18 protein-coding genes are annotated in these 18,757 nt (G+C 70.5%); 5 read left to right on the top strand and 13 right to left on the bottom strand.

The window, feature by feature from the left end; translation table 11 throughout:
• Window positions 1-40: 40 nt before the first annotated feature.
• Window positions 41-1,732 carry an ATP-binding protein gene (locus CTJ15_RS14295; RefSeq protein WP_058389091.1) on the bottom strand — a complete coding sequence of 564 codons (1,692 nt, stop codon included), beginning with the start codon at window positions 1,730-1,732 and terminating at the stop codon, window positions 41-43.
• Between the two features lie 80 nt (window positions 1,733-1,812).
• A complete protein-coding gene (locus CTJ15_RS14290; RefSeq protein WP_076970351.1) occupies window positions 1,813-2,730 on the bottom strand; it encodes a LysR family transcriptional regulator in 918 nt (305 codons plus the stop codon).
• A 227-nt stretch (window positions 2,731-2,957) separates the two neighbouring features.
• Between CTJ15_RS14290 and pcaH the strand changes: the two genes are divergently transcribed.
• Both pcaH and pcaG read left to right on the top strand, forming a co-directional pair.
• A complete protein-coding gene (gene pcaH, locus CTJ15_RS14285; protein WP_037250872.1) occupies window positions 2,958-3,662 on the top strand; it encodes a protocatechuate 3,4-dioxygenase subunit beta in 705 nt (234 codons plus the stop codon).
• 6 nt (window positions 3,663-3,668) lie between these two features.
• Entirely contained in the window at window positions 3,669-4,310 is a 642-nt protein-coding gene (gene pcaG / locus CTJ15_RS14280; protein ID WP_019461837.1) for a protocatechuate 3,4-dioxygenase subunit alpha, read from the top strand.
• Window positions 4,311-4,350: 40 nt separating this feature from the next.
• Here pcaG and CTJ15_RS14275 read toward each other — a convergent pair whose 3' ends face one another.
• The 3 genes from CTJ15_RS14275 to CTJ15_RS14265 all read right to left on the bottom strand — a co-directional run bounded on the left by CTJ15_RS14275 (window position 4,351) and on the right by CTJ15_RS14265 (window position 6,839).
• Window positions 4,351-4,560, bottom strand: a complete 210-nt coding sequence (locus tag CTJ15_RS14275; RefSeq protein ID WP_058390150.1) for a hypothetical protein — start codon at window positions 4,558-4,560, stop codon at window positions 4,351-4,353.
• 151 nt (window positions 4,561-4,711) lie between these two features.
• Window positions 4,712-5,662: an aldo/keto reductase gene (locus CTJ15_RS14270; RefSeq protein WP_058390149.1), complete on the bottom strand. Its 951-nt coding sequence runs from the start codon at window positions 5,660-5,662 to the stop codon at window positions 4,712-4,714.
• 202 nt (window positions 5,663-5,864) lie between these two features.
• Window positions 5,865-6,839 (bottom strand): tripartite tricarboxylate transporter substrate binding protein, encoded by a 975-nt coding sequence (locus CTJ15_RS14265; RefSeq protein WP_075822568.1) that lies wholly within the window; start codon window positions 6,837-6,839, stop codon window positions 5,865-5,867.
• 303 nt (window positions 6,840-7,142) lie between these two features.
• On the opposite strand from CTJ15_RS14265, the gene CTJ15_RS14260 reads away from it, so the two are divergent.
• Window positions 7,143-8,096, top strand: a complete 954-nt coding sequence (locus tag CTJ15_RS14260; RefSeq protein ID WP_027297246.1) for a bile acid:sodium symporter family protein — start codon at window positions 7,143-7,145, stop codon at window positions 8,094-8,096.
• Window positions 8,097-8,155: 59 nt separating this feature from the next.
• Here the strand turns inward: CTJ15_RS14260 and CTJ15_RS14255 are convergent, their stop codons facing one another.
• Complete coding sequence (locus tag CTJ15_RS14255) at window positions 8,156-8,509, bottom strand: hypothetical protein (protein ID WP_058389413.1); 354 nt, start codon at window positions 8,507-8,509, stop codon at window positions 8,156-8,158.
• Between the two features lie 147 nt (window positions 8,510-8,656).
• Here CTJ15_RS14255 and CTJ15_RS14250 point away from each other — a divergent pair, with 147 nt between their 5' ends.
• On the top strand, window positions 8,657-9,130 hold the full coding sequence (locus tag CTJ15_RS14250; RefSeq protein ID WP_019460366.1) for an MmcB family DNA repair protein: 474 nt from the start codon (window positions 8,657-8,659) through the stop codon (window positions 9,128-9,130).
• A gap of 16 nt (window positions 9,131-9,146) precedes the next feature.
• On the opposite strand, the gene CTJ15_RS14245 is transcribed toward CTJ15_RS14250, so the two are convergent.
• Both CTJ15_RS14245 and CTJ15_RS14240 read right to left on the bottom strand, forming a co-directional pair.
• Window positions 9,147-11,060, bottom strand: coding sequence for a DUF2264 domain-containing protein (locus CTJ15_RS14245; RefSeq protein WP_058389412.1), 1,914 nt, complete (start codon window positions 11,058-11,060; stop codon window positions 9,147-9,149).
• Window positions 11,057-12,346, bottom strand: coding sequence for an ABC transporter substrate-binding protein (locus CTJ15_RS14240; RefSeq protein WP_058389415.1), 1,290 nt, complete (start codon window positions 12,344-12,346; stop codon window positions 11,057-11,059). Before CTJ15_RS14240 ends, CTJ15_RS14245 begins: the two co-directional genes overlap by 4 nt.
• Window positions 12,347-12,633: 287 nt before the next feature.
• On the opposite strand from CTJ15_RS14240, the gene CTJ15_RS14235 reads away from it, so the two are divergent.
• Window positions 12,634-13,644 carry a hydroxyacid dehydrogenase gene (locus CTJ15_RS14235; RefSeq protein WP_019460363.1) on the top strand — a complete coding sequence of 337 codons (1,011 nt, stop codon included), beginning with the start codon at window positions 12,634-12,636 and terminating at the stop codon, window positions 13,642-13,644.
• A 33-nt stretch (window positions 13,645-13,677) separates the two neighbouring features.
• Here the strand turns inward: CTJ15_RS14235 and CTJ15_RS14230 are convergent, their stop codons facing one another.
• From CTJ15_RS14230 to CTJ15_RS14210, 5 genes are all read right to left on the bottom strand, one after another.
• Window positions 13,678-14,670 carry a tripartite tricarboxylate transporter substrate binding protein gene (locus tag CTJ15_RS14230; protein WP_019460362.1) on the bottom strand — a complete coding sequence of 331 codons (993 nt, stop codon included), beginning with the start codon at window positions 14,668-14,670 and terminating at the stop codon, window positions 13,678-13,680.
• 123 nt (window positions 14,671-14,793) lie between these two features.
• Window positions 14,794-15,624 (bottom strand): sugar phosphate isomerase/epimerase, encoded by an 831-nt coding sequence (locus CTJ15_RS14225; protein WP_019460361.1) that lies wholly within the window; start codon window positions 15,622-15,624, stop codon window positions 14,794-14,796.
• A complete protein-coding gene (locus CTJ15_RS14220) occupies window positions 15,621-16,781 on the bottom strand; it encodes a dihydrodipicolinate synthase family protein (RefSeq protein WP_058389411.1) in 1,161 nt (386 codons plus the stop codon). Before CTJ15_RS14220 ends, CTJ15_RS14225 begins: the two co-directional genes overlap by 4 nt.
• A gap of 4 nt (window positions 16,782-16,785) precedes the next feature.
• Window positions 16,786-17,940, bottom strand: a complete 1,155-nt coding sequence (locus CTJ15_RS14215) for a Gfo/Idh/MocA family protein (protein WP_058389410.1) — start codon at window positions 17,938-17,940, stop codon at window positions 16,786-16,788.
• A gap of 62 nt (window positions 17,941-18,002) precedes the next feature.
• Entirely contained in the window at window positions 18,003-18,641 is a 639-nt protein-coding gene (locus tag CTJ15_RS14210; RefSeq protein ID WP_027282863.1) for a TetR/AcrR family transcriptional regulator, read from the bottom strand.
• Window positions 18,642-18,757: the final 116 nt, after the last annotated feature.

Genomic DNA, 18,757 nt, shown 5'->3' with positions numbered 1-18,757 from the left:
CGGTGCCCCCGGGGATATCCCCGGGGATCGGTACGGATCGCTATTCCGCCATGGGGACGGCCAGCACGCTCTGGCGGAAGCTCTCCTGCGCCTCGGTGAAGCCGGCATGCACATCGTCGGCCGCCAACGTCAGGCTTTCCGCGGACAGCAGCACCCGCAACTGCCCATCGTTCCATTCGCGCGGGCGCCCGCGCTTGGCCAGTCCATGGACCAGTGCGCGTGCCACCCGCATGACCATGCTGCGCTCGGCGATCTCGGTCGCGGCGGCCTGCACCGCCGGGGCGACCTCCTCGCTGTCCTCGCTGCCGGTCAGCATGGAGGCCATCACCGCCACCGCCGGATAGGTCAGGTTGATGTGGAGCTGGTGGCTTTCCGGATAGTAGCAGGCGGCGCGGAAGGTCAGCCCGGCATCGGCCACCTCGGCGGCACCGCGCAGCAGGAACAGGGCGGGCGCGGTCTCGATCACCACCGGGCGAGGGGCCGGCGGCGCCACCGGCGTCGCGGGGGGCGGCATGTCCTCCGTGCGCGGGCGGGGCGGGCGGCGGCGCGCGACGCCCAGGCTCCGCAGCAGCTCCCCCATCTCCTGCTGCGCCTCGGCCACCAGGGCGGCGGAGGGCGAACTGCCGGCCAGGATCTCCTTCAGCCAGCCCGGCTGGTGCTCGGCGATGAGGGGGGCGAGATCGGCCAGCCGCACCTGCGCCTGCGCGCCGCCGCGGTAGCGCAGGAACTCGCGATAGCCTTCCGCCTGCACCGGATGGTCCGAAGGCAGCTCCACCAGGATGGAGACATGCCGCGCGCCCACCGGCACGCCGAAGCTCGGCGCCTCGCGCCGCCACTGGGCGCCGCGCATCACCGCGAAGATCTCGTCGCGGAAGACGATGCCGGCCATGCCTTCCGCATTCTCCAGGCCGGAGGGCTGGCTGAGGTTGGCCCCCGGCTTGTCCGGATGCGGGGCGTCGTAGGCATAGTGGATCACGACGCCATCCGGCAGCGCCACGCGCTCGTAGTGCGGCAGGGCGGCGAGCCGCTGCTCCAGGCTGCGGAGCGCATAGCTGGCGGTGACCGGATGGATGCCGGGCTGCAGCAGCACGCTGCCGCCGGGCAGGAAGCGGAAATAGCGGCCGCCGATGGTCTCGATGAGCCAGTTGGCCGGGCTGCGCGGATGGCCGTCGAAGGGATCGGCCACGGTGTCCTGCTCCGCCCGGTTGCCGAGCAGAACCACCTCGGTCCAGTCGCTCGCGGTGTCCCGCCCCTCGGCCCGGGCCAGTCCGGTGACCTCGACGATCTCGGTCAGGCGGCCGTCCGGGGCGGGCTGGTGCAGGCGGCCATAGGTGCCGCCCCGCTTGCCCAGCACCACCTCATGCACCACCCCGTCGCGGCAGGAGCGATAGCGCATCCCATGCTGGTTGGAGGGCAGGGAGGCCACCTTGGCACCCATGCCGAAATTGGCGTCGAGCCCGTTCACCTTGTTGATCGAGGCGGCGATGTCGCACATCCGGTAGAGTTCCGCCGCGGTCAGCCCCCGTCCGGCATTCCACAGGGCCAGCTTGCGCGCCCCATCGACCGTCAGGGCCGAGAATTCCACCCGCCGCTCCCCGTCCGGCGCGCTCTGGGCGGCCTCCAGCGCGTTCTGCAGCAGTTCCCGGATCATCATCGACTTCGGGCACCGCTCGATCATCGCCGCGACAAGAAAGTCTTCGTTGCCGACCCGCAGCCTCGTGATGGTGCTCATCTCAGCCCTGTCCACCTATGGTTGCTGCGTCGCATCATACACAACAAGGCTAAGCGTATCGAGGGTTGATTCAGTCCGCGTTAAACAATGACTTCCGGTTGTGGAAAACCCTCCCCACCCGGTGGCAGATGGGCCAGGAAGCGCAGCTTCAGGGGGGAGATGTCGGCCGGGCGGTGTACGATGGCGAGGCCGGTATGCGCCTCGCTCCCCTCCAGCTCCAGCAGCGCCACCCCCGCCATTCCGATCCGCCGCAGGACCGCCGGCATCAGGCTGACCCCGAAGCCGGCGGCCACCAGCCCCAGGATGCTGGTGGCGTTGTTCACCCGCAACTCGATCCGGGGCGTAAACCCGGCCCCCTGGCAGAGCTGCCAGAGCCGATGCCCCAGCCCCATGCCCTGTGGGTCGCGCAGGGCGATGAAGGGCTGCTCCGCCAGCGCCTCCAGCGGCAGCGGCCGGGGCAGGCGCTCCGCCAGGGAGGGCATCACCGCCGCCAGAAGCGCGTCGCGGCTGAAGGGCCGGGCCTGGTATTCGGGCGGCAGGATGCCCACCGGCTCCCGCACCACGGCCAGGTCCAGGCGCCGCTGCTCCAGTGCGGGCAGCTGGTCCTGCACCGAGATCTCCTGCAGGTCGATCCGCGCATCGGGCACGGAACGGCGGAAGGCCGAGAGCAGGGTGGGCAGTTCCGGCCCCAGCATGGCGGTGTTCACGTAGCCGATGCTGATCTCGCCGAGTTCGCCCCGGGCGGCGCGGCGGGCGACATGCACCGCCCGCGCCTCCTGCTCCAGCGCCGCCGCGGCTTCGGGCAGAAAGGCCGCCCCCGCCTCGGTCAGCGCGATGCCGCGCCCGACGCGGCGCAGCAGCCGCGCCCCCACCGATTGTTCCAGGGCCCGGATCTGCTGGCTGAGGGCAGGCTGCGCGATCCCGAGGCGCTCGGCGGCGCGCCCGATATGCAGCTCACGGGCGGCGGCGACGAAGCATTCGAAACGGCGGTTGGTCATCCGGGTCATTCATAACTTATAACTTATGGATTCCGCGAGTCTGCCTCGTTGATCCCCGGCCGCCACGGGTGCAAGCCTGTGGCCTGGACCGGCGTCCGCCGACGGCGACCGGCGGGGTCTGTCAATGCCCCGGAACAGAAGCAACCAGCAGGGAGGCGTCGATGCCCGACGGCCATAAGCAATTGCTGAACCGCGACAGCCTGCGGCGCGCCGCGGCGCCGGAATTCATGATGCGCAACCGTGCCATCCATCCGCCGGCCTATACGCCGACCTACAAGACCAGCGTCGCCCGCTCCCCGCGCATGCCTCTCGTCTCGCTGCAGAACTCGCTGTCCGAGGTGACCGGCCCGGTCTTCGGCCATGGCGACATCGGCGAGCTGGATAACGACCTGATCCTGAACTACGCCAAGACGGGCGAGCCGATCGGCGAGCGCACCATCGTCCATGGCCGCGTGGTGGACGAGAACGGCCGCGGCGTCGGCGGCACGCTGGTGGAGTTCTGGCAGGCCAATGCCGGCGGCCGCTACCGCCACAAGAACGACACCTACCTCGCCCCCATCGACCCGAATTTCGGCGGCTGCGGCCGCACCGTGACGGATGCGGACGGCTACTACGTCTTCCGCACGGTCAAGCCCGGTGCCTATCCCTTCCGCAACTACGTCAACAGCTGGCGCCCGGCGCATATCCACTTCTCGCTCTTCGGCAGCGGCTTCGCGCAGCGTCTGATCACCCAGATGTACTTCGAGGGCGATCCGCTGATCCCGCACGACCAGATCCTGGGCACCGTCCCGGACCTGGCGGCCCGCGACCGCCTGATCGCGCGCCTCGACATGAATGCCGGCGTGCCGCTGGACTCCCTGGCCTACCGCTTCGACATCGTCCTGCGCGGCCAGCGCTCCACGCTGTTCGAGAACAAGCTGCAGGGGAACTGAGCGCCCATGTTCAACGTCAACGCCCCGGCCTCCTTCCTCCAGGAAACGCCGTCCCAGACCGCCGGCCCCTATGTGCATATCGGGCTGATCCCGCACCAGGCGGGCTTCGACATCTTCGAGAAGGACTTCAGCAACACGCTGGTGACGCCCGAGACCCAGGGCGAGCGCATCACCATCGAGGGCCGCGTCATCGACGGCACGGGTTCGCTCTGCAAGGACATCCTGCTGGAGATCTGGCAGGCCAATGCCGCCGGCAAGTACGACCATGAGGCCGACCAGCAGGACAAGCCGGTGGACCCGGCCTTCCGCGGCTGGGGCCGCACCGGCACGGCCTTCGACACCGGCGTCTATACCTTCGAGACGATCAAGCCCGGCAAGGTCGCCGGCCGCGCGGGGCGGGGCGAGATGGCGCCGCATGTCAACTTCTGGGTCGCGGCGCGCGGCATCAATATCGGCCTGAGCACGCGCATGTACTTCTCCGACGAGGAGGAGGCGAACAGGAAGGACCCGGTGCTCAACATCGTCGAGCAGGCGGAGCGCCGGAAGACCCTGATCGCGCAGCGTTCCGAGCGCGACGGCAAGGTGGTCTACACCTTCGACATCCGCCTGCAGGGCGGCGCGGACGAGACCGTCTTCTTCGACGTCTGAGGTCTCCAGGCGGCCGGCCCCTCCTGGGCCGGCCGCCCCCTCATTCCCGCCGGTCGTGCGACAGCGGCCGGCTCGCCGCCAGGAGACGGTTCTGCAAGTGGAGGATAGCCAGCATCGCCGCTTCCGCGACGTCGTGGAACGCCATTCGGACATGCGCGAACTGGGCGGAGCCAGCCTGCTGCAAGGCTTCGTCGTGAATCCTCTGCTGGGTCAGGATCGCCTGATTGAGAGTTCGAATGACCAGACGCATCGTTTCTCTTCAGCTTCTCTCAGAAGCGAAGATGAGCATGGTTCCAGGATTCGAAGCAATAACTGAAAATCGTCTCATTAAAGGGACTATCCTCCCATCCTGGACGGAGGAGAGGGAGCCGGGGGAGGCATGCGCCTTCCCCGGCCCGGCGCTAGGGCGCGCTGGCCTTGTCGAGCAGCGCCGTATCCTCGGCGGATAGCTTGAGCGTGGCCGCCTTCAGCAGGTCCTCCAGCTGTTCCAGCCGGGTGGCGCTGGCGATCGGGGCGGTGACGCCGCCGCGGTTGGCCAGCCAGGCAATGGCGACCTGCGCCTGGGTGACGCCATGGCGGGCGGAAACCTCGTCCAAGGCGCGCAGCACGGCGAGTCCCCGGGGGTTCAGGTACTTCTTCACGCCGCCGCCGCGTGGGCTCTGCCCCAGATCCTCCTCGCTGCGGTACTTGCCGGTGAGGAAGCCGGCGGCGAGCGAGAAATAGGTGATCACGCCGATCCCCTCCTCGTAGCAGAGCGGCTGCAGCTCCTCCTCGAACCCCTCGCGCTCCACGAGGTTGTAGTGCGGCTGCAGGCTCTCGTAGCGCGGCACGCCCAGCTCGGCGGCGGCGGTCAGCGCCTCGCGCAGCCGCGCGGCGGAATAGTTGGAGGCGCCCACGGCCCGCACCTTGCCCTCGGCGATCAGCTCGGCATAAGCGCCCATGGTCTCGGCGAGCGGCGTGCCGGGGTCGTCGAAATGCGACTGGTAGAGGTCGATGTAGTCGGTGCGCAGGCGCTTCAGCGAATGCTCCACCTCCTTCCTGATCCAGTCGCGGCCAAGGCCCTTGCCCTGGCCCGGCATCTCGCCGCCGACCTTGGTGAGGATCAGCACGTCGTCGCGCCGGCCGCGCCGCTTCAGCCACTGGCCGATGACGTTCTCGGATTCGCCCCCGCTATGGCCCGGTGCCCAGTGGGAATAGATGTCGGCCGTGTCGATGGCGTTGAATCCTGCCTCCACCAGCCGGTCGAGCAGGCGGAAGGAGGTGGTCTCGTCCGCCGTCCAGCCGAAGACATTGCCGCCGAAGACCAGAGGCGGGAGCGTGAGGCCGGATCGGCCGAGCGGGCGTCGTTCCATGGTCCTGTCCTTCCGTTGTCGCGGCCCGCCCGTCCGGGTTCCCGTGATGCCATCGGCGGTGGGGCCAGCCCGCGGGCCGCAGGGGAGCATGCCCGGGGGCCGGGAGGGCATGGCTCCGACCGGCTGCGCCGGGCCTGCACAGCCAGCATCCCTCCGCCAGCCCGGCTTGGCCAGCCCGCTTCCGGTCACAGGGCCGGGGGGTTCAGCCCTCCAGCTTCACCCCGGTCAGCCGCACCATCTCCCGCCAGCGGGCGACCTCCTGCTTCTGGAAGGCCGCGAATTCCCCCGGCCCCTGCGGGGCGAGGGTGAAGCCGGCATTCCGCAGCTTCTCCCCCATCGCCGGGTCCCGCACCACGCCGAGCATGGCCCCGGCGATCCGCTCCACCACGGGTGCGGGGGTCTGCGCCGGTGCGAAGAGGCCGAACCAGGCATCCACGAAGGGCTCGGGCTGCCCGGCCTCGGTGGCGGTGGGGATGTCGGGGAAGTCCGGCAGGCGGGCCGGGGCGCCGATGGCCAGGGCGCGCAGCTTGCCGTCGCGCACCAGCGGCGCGACCGAGGGGAAGGTGGCGGTGTAGAAATCCACAACCCCGGTCATCGTGTCGGTCGCCGCCGGGGCGGCGCCGCGATAGGGCACGTGGACCGCCCGCATCCCCGTGCGCCGAACCAGCGTCTCGCTGATCACATGCGAGGCGGAGCCGGCCTGGGATGAGGCATAGCTCAGCTCCTCCCGCCGCCCGCGCCCGATCAGCTCCGCCAGGCTGCGCGAGGGCGAGTCCGCCCCGACCACCAGCGCATGGTGGACCGTGCCCAGCCGCGCGACGGGGGTGAAGCTCTCGAGGACGTCGTAGGGCAGGTTCGGCATCATCCACTGGTTCGAGGCGTGGGTCTGGTTGTGGCCCAGCACGATGGTGTTGCCGTCGGGCGCGGCGCGGGCCACGACCTCGCTGCCGATCACGCCGCCGGCACCGGGCTTGTTGTCCACCACCACGATGCGGCCCAGGGACGGATGCACGCCTTCCGCCAGGACCCGGGCCAGGATGTCGGTCGGGCCGCCCGGCGGGGCGGGCACCACGAGATGCAGGGGCGGCGCGCCCTGGGCCCGGGCGGGGCGGGACAGGCTGGCGGCGATGGGGCCGAGGGCGGCCAGGGCCCGCAAGGCGCTGCGGCGATGGATCATGTGGACGTGTCCTCCTCCAGCCCGCAACAGGCCTCCGGCACCCGGCCGGGTCAAGAGCCGGGGAGGGTGCCCGGGGAGGGTGCCCGGGGGAGGCCGGGGAGGGTGCCCGGCAGCGGGCATGGGGCGGGGCCCACGAGGCGGGCGCCCCGGCCGGGGGCGGCGCGGGCCGGACCCTTGGCCGGACGGCATGGACGGGGGGCACGGGGCTGCCTTGCGGCGCGGCGGGGTTACCGGCGCCCGGACGAGCCTCTACAGGAGCCGGCCCCGCATCCGTTAAAACCGCTTCTCCGACGAGTTGCCGCCATGTCCGCCGTCACCCGGCTCTTCCCGCTCTGGGCGGTGATCGCCGCCGTCCTGGCCTATCTCTCCCCCGCCGTGTTCCAGCCGGTCGCGCCCTGGGTCACGCTGCTGCTGTCGCTGATCATGTTCGCCATGGGTGTCACCCTGAAGCTGGAGGATTTCCGCCGGGTGATCACGCGCCCCGCGCCGGTTCTGGCCGGGGTCGGGCTGCACTACCTGATCATGCCTCTGGCCGCCTGGGCCATCGCCCGGCTGCTGCACATGCCGCCCGACCTGTCCGCCGGCATGGTGCTGGTGGGCAGCGTGGCGAGCGGCACCGCCTCCACGGTCATGGTCTATCTTTCGCGCGGCGACGTGGCGCTGGCGGTGACGATCAGCGCGCTGTCCACCGTGGTGGGCGTGGTGGCGACGCCGCTGCTCACCCGGCTCTACGTCTCGGCCGAGATCGCGGTGGACACCTTCGGCCTGCTGACCAGCATCCTGCAGATCGTCGCCCTGCCCATCGCCGCCGGGCTGGTGGCGAGCCATCTCGTGCCGCGCGTTGTGCGGGGGGTGAAGCCGGTGCTGCCGCTGGTCTCCATGATCGCGATCCTGCTGATCATCGGCGCCGTCGTGGCGGGCACCCGCAACAGCATCGCCGCGGTGGGGCCGGTGGTGATGCTGGGCGTGGTGCTGCACAACGGCATCGGCCTGCTCGGCGGCTACTGGGGCGGGCGGCTGCTCGGCTTCGAGGAAAGCATCTGCCGCACCCTGGCGCTGGAGGTCGGGATGCAGAATTCCGGACTCGCCGCCGCGCTGGGCAAGATCTACTTCTCGCCGCTCGCGGCCCTGCCGGGCGCGCTCTTCTCCGTCTGGCACAACCTGTCCGGCTCGCTGATCGCGGGCTTCTGGGCCGGGCGCCCGACGGGCGAGCGGGACGACGGGGCGGAGGAACGCGCCGCCTTCACCGGGCACTGAGCCCGGAAAGGCCTGGCCGGCCTCCGGGTGGGCCGGCCTCCGGGTGGGCCGGCCGCCGTTCAGCCCATCCGCCAGACCTGCCAGGCCGAGCCCAGCGCGCCGGCCAGGATCAGCGCGAAGCCGCAGTTCCGGTAGAAGCGGAGCGTGGCGACCTGCTCCGCCGAGGCCTGCCGTTCCGACGCATCGGGGCGGCTGTGCCAGCGGGCGGCGAAGATGTCCCGCCCCCAGCTTGGCGTGTCCTGCGACAACTCGGCCCGGACACAGACCAGGCTGGCGATCAGGCCGAGCAGCAGCACGGCCGGGAAGCCCATGCGCCGGACCAGCAGCAGGCTCGCCCCGATCAGGGCGAAGACGCCGATCCAGCCCAGCCCCTGGATCAGTCCATAAGCCAGGTTGCGAAGGCTCGGCCTCATGACCTGATCCGTGCTCCTGTCCGCTGCCCCGCCAGGATAGGGCGCTTCCCCAAAGCGATGCCAGGAATGGACAGCCTCCCTGGCGCATCCGTGAAGGCGGGCCGCCGGCGCTTGACTCCGCTGGCATTCTGTCCCCGATTCGTTCTCATGCCGCTCGACCTGTCCGTCCCCGACCGCACCGCGCTGGTCTGCCGTTCCGCCATGCGCCATTGCGCCCGCCTGGGCTGGGCGCCCGTGCTGGAAGTGCCGATCCCCTGCGGGCGCAGGCTCGATATCATGGCGCTCACGCCGGAAGGTCAGTTGAACGCCATCGAGGTGAAGAGCGGGCCGCGCGACTTTCTTTCCGATGCGAAATGGCCGCAGTACCTGGAATGGTGCGACCGGCTGTTCTTCGCGGTGGATTGCGACTTCCCGCAGGACCTCATCCCGGAGGAGGTCGGCCTCTGGTGCACCGACGGCTACGAGACGGCCGTCCTGCGCGAGGCCCCGCACCGCCCTCTGGCCCCGGCACGGCGCAAGTCGCTGCTGCACCGCTATGCCGTGATCGCCGCCGGGCGCCTGGCGGCCCTCTGCGACCCGCTGGGGGCGCAGGAGATGCGGGCGGCGCTCCGCTGCGAGTGAGGCGCCGCCCGGGGCGTCACATCGCCAGGACCGGGTCCGGGACGCGGTTGTCGGTCCGCAGCGACTGAGCCGGCCCGGGCAGCGGACCCGGTTCCACGCCCCGTGCCGCATCCCAGCCGGCCCCGGCGGCCAGGGCCGCGATCCGGTCCCAGGCGGGGAGCGGAAACGCCATCCCCGCCTGCCGCTCCGCCCGCACCGCCGTGGCCAGCAGGTGCCGGCCGGGCGGGAGGCGGCCGCCCAGCACCGGCACGGCGGCCTGCGGGAACATCAGGCTGGTATTGGCCATGACATCCATCGCCCCGCTCCGCCGCCGGCCGAGGGGGTCCAGGATCGCGCTCGCCGCCGCCTCCCCCACCTGCAGCAGGATTCCGCCTTCCGACAGGAGGTCCAGCACGGAGCCGCCCGGCCGCTTGCGGGAGCGGACGCGGCAGGGCACCGCATGGCCTGATTCCAGGGTCGCGACGTCCCAGTCGGTGAGGAGGTCGTGCAGGCGGATCTCCCAGCCCTCGCTGAAGAACTGGAGCGTCGTGACCTCCACCCCCGCCAGCGGCGACCAGCCGGTCTCGATCCAGTCCCGGCCGAGGCGGCGGGCGGGGATGTCGCGGCGGATGTGCCAGTCCCGCTCATCCGTGCTGACGGCCAGGATGTTGTCGCCGCAGGCGCCATTGTGGATCCAGCGCGCCGCCTCCAGGCAGGGGCCGAGATGCGTGGAATAGGCGAATTTCGCGTATTTCTCCGTGCCGCCGCGCATGTTGTCGTGGCTGGGCCCGGCGGGCAGGGCGGTGACGTCGCCGCCCTGGCGCCGCACCAGCATGAAGGCCCCGGGGATCAGGGTCACGCCGTCCGCGTCCGGGTGCGGCGCCTCCTCGGCCTGCCAGAAGGGATGCGTGTCCGGCAGGGCGAGCGGCAGGAAGGCCTTGAAGGCCCAGTAGGGCGAGCCCTGGGAATTGTAGTTCTCGCTCATCAGCAGGTTCGGCCAGCGATAGCCGACGCGCATCCGCCCGGCCTCGTCCAGCATCGGCTGTTGCAGCCACCAGCGGATCTGCCGTGCCCAGAGCCCGCGGATCACGCCCCAGGGCAGCGCCTCCACCCCGGCATAGGCCAGCGCGCCCCAGAAGGCGGCGGTGGCGAAGCGGTAGGTCAGCGAACGGCCGATCGCCAGCGTGGCGCCGTCATCGCCGAACCAGTGGCGGAAGCCCCGGGCGAAGGCGACCGCACGGTCGCGGTAGCGGGCGGCGCGCTCCGGGTCGCGCCCGCCGGCCAGGGCGGCATAGGCGAGGCCATAGAACTGCAGCGCGAAGCCGTTGTAGTGGTCGATATGGCCGCCGGCCCCGTCGCCGTACCAGCCGTCGCGGAGGTAGAATTCCTCGATCCGTGCCAAGTGCCGGTCGCGGGAAGCCTCGTCGACCGGCAGGCCGACGCGCTCCATGCCCAGCCCCGCCATGACCGGAAAGAAGTGCCAGTTGTTGTCGGCCATGGCGACGCGCTGCACGCCGCCGAGCCAGGTGGCGAGGTTGCGCTTCGCGGTTTCCGGCAGCGGCTCCCACAGATGCTCGGGCACCAGGGCCAGGGCGAAGCCCAGCGCCGCCATCTCCACCGAGCGCTGGTCGTGGTCGGTGACGGCCTCCCAGTATTCCGGATGCGCGGGGTCGCTGCCGCTCGCCAGCCCCTCCCGGAACAGGGACCAGCCGTCGAAATCGCCGCCGCCCGCCGCGAAGGGCGCGAGGCCCCAGAGCGGGCGGGCATAGCCCTCGAACCATTCGGCCTTGCGGTCGAAATGCGCGCTGTCCAGCCCCAGCCGCACCTGCGCGCGCCCCGGGCTGAAGCAGGGCCGCAGCGGCGCGTTCAGGTCGAGCAGCAGGTGGGCGGCATCGGCGCGGGTGCCCAGCGGGTTCCCGCGGATGGCCGCGTGCAGGTCCGCGTTCGTCACAGGATGGCGTTCGTGTCGCTGACCAGCTTCGCGGCGGCCTGCTTCGCATCCATCCGGCCAAAGGCGAACTCGTCGGCGGCGTTGCGCAGGAACTGGCCGAACTGCTGCGCGTTCACCGGCATGGCGGGCGGATAGGGGCCCACCTTGTCGGCCAGGAGGTTGACGTACTCCACCGTGCGGCGCTCCATCTCGTTCAGCGTCGGCAGGACGAGCTCGCGCGATGCCTTGGCCATCGGCACGCCACGCTCGACGCCCAGGATCTTCACCGCCTCCGGATCGTTGAGGAAGAAGTTCACGAACTCCGCCGCAAGTTGCGTGTTGCGGCCGCGGCCATAAAGGCACCAGATCAGTGCGGGGCGGTAGAAATGCCCCGGCTTCGCGCCGGGGCCGCCATGCGGGAAGGTGGTCATGCCCAGCCTGAACGGCACGACCTCCTGCGTCGCGACGAGCTGGTTGGAGAACATCAGCGCCATGCCGGCATTCTTGGTGACCAGCGGCATGGACTGGATGGAGTTCACGTCCTGCGAGGCGATGTCGGGCGTGATGCAGCCGCCGGCCTTGCGTTGCCTGTCCCAGAAGGCGAACCATTCCGCCGCCAGCTCCGGGGTGAGGCCGAGCTTGCCCTCCGCCGTGAAGAGATCGATGCCATGCTGGCGCAGCCAGACGGTCAGCGCCTGCTGGTTCCGGCTGATATCGGCGGAACCCCACCAGTTCTCCTGCTTGGCCGCCTTGGTCAGCTCCACCGAAAGGCGGACATAGTCGTCCCAGCTGGTCTTCTCGTCCGGCGGCGTCAGGCCGGTGCGCGCGAAGACCTCGGAATCATAGAGCATGGCGAAGGAGTTCAGGCCGAGCCCCATGCCATAGACCTTGCCGTCCACGCGGCAGAGGTCGAGCATCGAAGGGTCGATGCCCGACACGTCGATGGTCTTGCCCAGCATCGGCTCCAGCGGCAGCAGCGCGCCGCGCCGCGCATAGTCGGACAGGCTGTTGGGTTCGAGCTGGAAGACGTCCGGCCCGTTGCGGCCGGCGATCTGCGTGTTGATCTTCTGGAAGTAGTCGGTGGAGTTGCCGTACTGGCCATTGATCTTGAGGCCGGGATGGCGCTTCTCGAAGAGCTCGATCACCGCGAAGGTGCGGCGGGCGCGGTCGCTGGCGCCGAACCATTGCACCGCCATCCTCGTTTCCGCCGCCCTGGCGGAACGGCCGCCCGCCAGCGTGCCGCCCATCAGGGCAAGGCCGCCGCCCAGGGCCAGCCGACCCAGGTCGCGCCGCGCGAGATCCGCCATGGACTTGTCCTCCCCTTGTCCGGCGCCGTTCTCGCCCACTTCGGGTCGGCTCCCGGGACAACACGCCTCGGGGCCGTGTCCGGGAACCATGCCGTCGGCGCGGGTTCGGAGGCGGCCGGCTGCCGCTTTTTGGTAACTGGAAGGTTACTACCGCACCACGGCATGTCAAGCATCAACGGCGGATAGCTTGCAGGCAAAGGGATGAGGTGGATAATCCACGCCCGGGATACTTCGTAAATGTCTGGTTACTTTTGCTGCATTGCGGCAGGAAAACCTGGGGAGGAATCATGAGCGGACCCGCTGCCCTGCTGGCCTATGACCCGGGCCGCAATCCCGAAACCGTCTCCGCCGCGCAGCACGCGCAACTGCGGGAACTGCTGGATGTCCTGCTGCCCGAACCCGTACGCCGCTTCGACGACCCCGCGCTGGCACCGCTCCTGCCGGAGGTGGAGGTGCTGGTGACCGGCTGGGGCGCGCCGCGGCTGGACCGGGCGGCGCTGGAGGCCATGCCGCGCCTGCGGCTGGTGGCGCATCTCGCCGGCACGGTGAAGGGGCATCTCGCGCCCGAGACATGGGAGCGCGGCATCCGCGTGGTCAATGCCGCCGATGCCAATGCGCTGCCGGTGGCGGAATACACGCTGGCGGCGATCCTCTTCGCCAACAAGCAGGTCTTCCGCCTCAACCGGCTGTACCGGGAACGGCGCGATGCGCCGAAGCCCTGGAGCAACCTCGCGCCGGGCCTGGGCAATTACGGCAAGTCGGTCGGCATCGTCGGTGCCTCCCGGATCGGGCGGCGGGTGATCGAGCTGCTGCGGCCCTTCGACCTGCGGGTGCTGCTGAGCGACCCTTTCGTGGGCGGGGAGGAGGCCGCGCGGCTGGGCGCCACCCCGCGGCCGCTGGAGGTCCTGCTCGCCGAGGCCGATCTGGTCAGCCTGCACGCACCGCTGCTGCCCGCCACGCGCGGCATGATCGGCCGGCGGGAACTGGCGCTGATGCGGGACGGCGCGGTGCTGCTGAACACGGCACGGGGCGGCCTCGTGGACCAGGAGGCGCTGGTGGAGGCCCTGTCAGGCGGGCGGATCAGCGCGGTGATCGACGTGACGGAACCCGACCTGCTGCCGCCGGGGCATCCGCTCTACGACCTGCCCAACGTCTTCCTGACGCCGCATATCGCGGGGGCGGAAGGGCCGGAAACGCAGCGCATGACGGCGCTGGTGATCGAGGAGATCCGGCGCTTCCTGTCCGGGGAGCCCCTGCGCCACGAGGTCCGGGCGCAGGACCTGCCGCATCTGGCCTGAGCGGTGCCCCTTCCGGGCACCCCCTTTGGGCCGTCAGTTCACGGTGATCCTCGCCTCCTGCACCACGCGGCCCCATTTGTCGCTTTCCCGCCGGATGGTGGCGGCGAGCTCCTCGGGCGTGGAGGAAACCGCGTCCGCTCCGGCGGCGGCGAGGCGTTCCTGCGCCCCGGGCTCGGCCAGGATCTCGCGGATCGCCTGGTTGTAGCGGGCGATGGCGGCGGCCGGTGTCCCGGCGGGGGCGAGGACCGCGCCCCAGGAGGTCGCTTCCGCCGCCGGGAGCCCGATCTCCGCCATGGTGGGAACCTCCGGCAACAGGGCCGAGCGCCGCGGGCCGGTGGTCGCCAGGGCGCGCACCGTCCCGGCCTGGATCTGGCCGAGGGCGGAGGGAAGCTGGTCCAGCATGAACTGCACCGTTCCGGCGATCGTGTCGTTCAGGGCCGGGGCGCTGCCGCGATAGGGAACGTGCATCGGCTGGATGCCGGCGGCGAGCCGGAAGAGCTCCGCCACCATATGGGTGGAACTGCCGGAACCCGCCGAGCCATAGCTGATGCCGCTGCCCTTCTCCTTCGCCAGCGCCACGAATTCCTGCGCCGTCCGCGCCGGCACCCCGGGGTTGACGATCAGCACATGGTCCGTGCCGAAGGCCATGGAGATGGGGGCGAAGCCCTTCACCGGATCGAAGCCGAGGTTGCGGTACAAATGCTGGTTGATGCTCAGCGTTCCCATGGTCGCCATCACCAGCGTATGGCCATCGGCGGGGGAATGCGCGGCATTCTCCATGCCGAGGTTGCCGCCGGAGCCGGTGCGGTTCTCCACCACCACCGGCTGGCCCAGGCGCTGCTGCAATCGCTCCCCCAGCACGCGCGCCACCACGTCGGTGGCGCCGCCGGCGGGGAAGGGGACGACGAAGCGCACCGGATGGGTGGGGGCCCAGGCGCCGCCGCCCTGGGCGCGCGCCAGGGACGGAAGGGCCACGGACGGAAGGGCCAGCCCGGCGGCCAGGAGGCCGCGTCTTGCGATGAACATTCCCGTTGTTTCTCCCGAACGCATTCTTCTTGATGGGGGGGCGCGGGCCGTCGCGGGCCCGCGCCGCAGCTTCGCCGGAAGACCGGCCATCCCCCCCCCGTGCCCGGCGGGGTGCGGAGGGTGTCAGCAGGCGCTCTGGTGGCGCTCCTTCAGCAGCGGCAGCACCTCGTCCGGATCGCGTGCCCACCAGCGGCGCGACAGGATCTCCACCTCCGCCCCGCCGGGCCAGCCGGCTTCCTCCGCCATGGCGCGGATGGCGGGGATGTCGATCACCCCGTCGCCCGGCAGGCCGCGGTCGAAGACCGTGTCCGTGGTGGGCACCAGCCAGTCGCAGGTGTGGAAGGCGGCGATCCGTCCCCGGGCGCGCCGCATCTGCCGGGCCAGGTCCGGGTCCCACCAGACATGATAGACATCCAGCGCCACGCCGCTGCCGCGCCCCAGCTCCTCGCAGAGATCCAGCGCCTGCCCCAGCGTGGCGAGCACGGAGCGGTCGGCGCAGGTCATCGGGTGCAGCGGCTCCAGCGCGATGGTGACGCCGGCATCGCGCGCCTCGCCCATGATGGCGTGCAGCCCCTCCCGCACCATCTCCCGCGCCCCGGGCAGGTCCCGGGAACCGGGCGGCAGCCCGCCGCAGACCATCACGAGACAGGCGGCGCCGATGGCATGGGCCTCGGCAATGGCGCGGCGGTTGTCCTCGATGGCGGCGGCCCGCCCCGCCGCGTCGGGGGCCGTGAACATGCCGCCGCGGCACAGGCCGGTGACCGTCAGCCCGGCATCGCGGATCTGCCGCGCCGCCTCTTCCACCCCCATGGCCTGCAGCACGTCGCGCCAGGGGGAGATGCCGGGGATGCCGTGCCGGGCACAGCCCTCGATGCATTCCGCCAGCCCCCAGCGCTCCTTCACCGTGGCGGTGTTGAGGGAAAGGGGTCCGGGATCGCTCTTCGCCATGCTCATGACACGCCGTGCACCGCGAGGATCTGCCGCATCCGCGCGGCGGCAAGGTCCGGGTCGCGCAGCAGACCGGCCTTGTCGGCGAGACGGAAGAGCTCCGCGAAATGGCCGATGGAGCGGGCCGACTGCTGTCCGCCGACCATGGTGAAGTGGTCCTGGTGCCCGTTCAGCCAGGCCATGAAGACCACGCCCGTCTTGTAGAACCGGGTCGGCGCCTTGAAGATATGCCGGCTGAGCGGCACGGTCGGCGCCAGGATGTCGTGGAAGCCTTGCAGGTCGTCGCGCGACAGGCAGGCCAGCGCGCCGCCCACCGCCGGGGCGATCGGATCGAAGATGCCGAGCAGCGCGTCGGAATGCCCCTCGGAATCCCCGGCGATCGTTTCGGCGTAGTTGAAGTCGTCGCCCGTGTACATCCGCACGCCTTCGGGCAGGCGGCGGCGCATGGCGATCTCCTTCTCCTTGTCGAGCAGGGAGATCTTCACCCCGTCCACCCTGGCGGCATGGCCGGCGATGACCTCCAGCGCCACCTCCATCGCCTTCCAGTGGTCGTGATGGCCCCAGTAGCCCTCCAGCGCCGGGTCGAACATCTCGCCCAGCCAGTGGATGATCACCGGCTGCCGCACCTGCCGCAGGATGCGGTCATAGACGCGCACATAGTCGTCCGGCCCGCGCGCCGCCCGGGCCAGGGCGCGGGAGGCCATCAGGATGATGCGCCCGCCCATGCCCTCGACGGCGGAGCACTGCTCCTCATAGGCACGGATCACGTCGTCCACCGTGACATCCGGGCCGGGCGCCAGATGGTCGGTGCCGGCGCCGGAGGCCATCACCGCGCCCGGCACGTCCTTCATCGCATCGAGCGAGCGCCGGATCAGCTCCTGCGCCCCCGCCCAGTCGAGGCCCATGCCGCGCTGCGCCGTATCCATCGCCTCGGCCACGCCCAGGCCCAGCGACCAGAGGTGGCGGCGGAAGGCGATGGTGCGGTCCCAGTCGATCCTCACGTCGAGCCAGGGGTCCTGCTCCGCCAGCGGATCGGCCACCAGATGCGCGGCGGCCAGGGCGATACGCGGGAAGGGCGGCTTCGCCACGGGGAACTCCCGTGGCGCGCCCGTGGTGTAGGGCGCCAGGCGCCCCTCGGCGCCCGGCAGGGTCAGGGTCGGCACAGGGTCAGACCTCCAGCTTCGGCAGGTCGATCCAGCGGCGGTCGGCCCAGGACTTCAGGCCGGCCTCGGCGAGCTGCACGCCCTTGGCGGCGGCCAGCAGGTTCCACTTGAACTCCGGCAGCTCGCCCGCGACATGGCGCAGGAACAGCTCCCACTGCACCCGGAAGCCGTTGGGATAGGGCTGCGTGTCGGGGATCTCCTCCCAGCCCGCGAAGAAGTCGATGGGCTGCGGCGTGTCGGGGCTCCAGACGGGCTTCGGCGTGTTCACACGGCTCTGCGTCCGGCAGGTCATCAGCCCGGCCACGGCGGAACCATGCGTGCCGTCCACATGGAAGGTCACGAGGTCGTCCCGCCGCACCCGCGTCACCCAGGAGGAATTGATCTGCGCGATCACCCCGCCCTCCAGCTCGAAGGTGGCGTAGGCGGCATCGTCGGCATCGGCTTCGTAGGCCTCGCCCTTCTCGTCGATGCGGCGCGGGATGTGCGTGGCGCCCAGGCAGGAGACCGCCTTGGTCTCGCCGAACAGGTTGTCCAGCACGTAGCGCCAGTGGCAGAGCATATCGAGGATGATGCCGCCGCCCTCGTCCTTCTTGTAGTTCCAGGAGGGCCGCTGCGTCGGCTGCAGGTCGCCCTCGAAGACCCAGTAGCCGAACTCGCCCCGCACCGAGAGGATCTTGCCGAAGAAGCCGCTGTCGATGGCCATCTTCAGCTTCACCAGCCCCGGCAGGAAGAGCTTGTCCTGCACCGCGCCGTTCTTCACCCCCGCCTTGCGGGCGAGGCGGGCCACGTCCAGCGCGTCCTCCAGGTTATCGGCGGTCGGCTTCTCGGTGTAGATGTGCTTGCCGGCGGCGATGGCCTTGCGGATCAGCGCGGCGCGCATCTGCGTGGTGCCGGCGTCGAAGAAGATCTCGTCTTCCTTGTTGGCCAGGGCCTCGTCGAGATCGGTGCCGACGCGCTCCACCCCGTGCGCCCGGGCCAGGGCCTCCAGCTTCTCGCGGTTGCGGCCGACCAGGATCGGGTCGGGCATCAGCCGGTCGCCGTTCTTCAGGGGGACGCCGCCATCCTTCCGGATCGCGGCGATCGAGCGGATCAGGTGCTGGTTCATGCCCATGCGCCCTGTCACGCCATGCATGATCAGGCCAATGCGACGTTCCGCCATGACGATTCCATCCCGTTCTCAGGTAACTGCATGGTTACCTAAGAACGGGACTGCCCCGCCGGTCAAGCACGAAGATAGCCCAGGATCACATCCACGCAGTGATCCTCGCGCAGCCCCAGCGCCACCTCGGTGGACAGGTCGGTCTTGAAGATGGCCGAAAGGGTATGGAGGTTGGCCACGTAGAAATGGCCCACCGCCACGATCGTCACATAGGTCTGCAAAGGATCGGCATCGCGCCGGAAGACGCCCGCCTCGGCGCCCCTGACCAGGACATCCCGCACGGATTCGAGCAGCGGCGAATAGAGCGCCCGCACCTGCTCGCTGCGCCCCAGGTAACTGGCCCGGTGCATGTTCTCCTGGTTCAGCAGGGTGACGAACTCCGGATGCCGCGCCGTGTAGCGAAGGTTGAAGCGCACCAGCCGTGCCATGGCCTCCACCGGCGGCAGGCTGCCGACGTCGAGCGCCCGCTCCTCCTCCCGCTTGGCGCCATAGACATGCTCCAGGACCTGGATCCAGAGCTCCTCCTTGCTGCCGAAATGCACATAGAGCATGCGCTTGTTCACCCCGGCCCGGGCGGCGATCTCGTCCACCCGGGCCCCGGCCAGGCCATTGGCGGTGAACTCGACGACCGCGGCGTCCAGGATCTTCCGGCGGGTGGTCTCGGCGCGCTTGCTGCGCTGCGGGATGAGTATGTCCGACATGGTTCCGCAAAATTGCCGTGGAGGATGCACAAGACCAGCGGAAAGAACGCTCGTGTGCGATCACGACCGATCATATCCGTGCTTGACACGAAGGGAGGCGCCTCCCTAGCGTGGGA

The organism is Roseomonas sp. FDAARGOS_362, from assembly GCF_002754815.1.
Taxonomy (GTDB): Bacteria; Pseudomonadota; Alphaproteobacteria; order Acetobacterales; family Acetobacteraceae; genus Roseomonas; species Roseomonas mucosa.
Note: the sequence above shows the minus strand (reverse complement) of the source record. Positions and strands in the feature narration are given on the sequence as shown.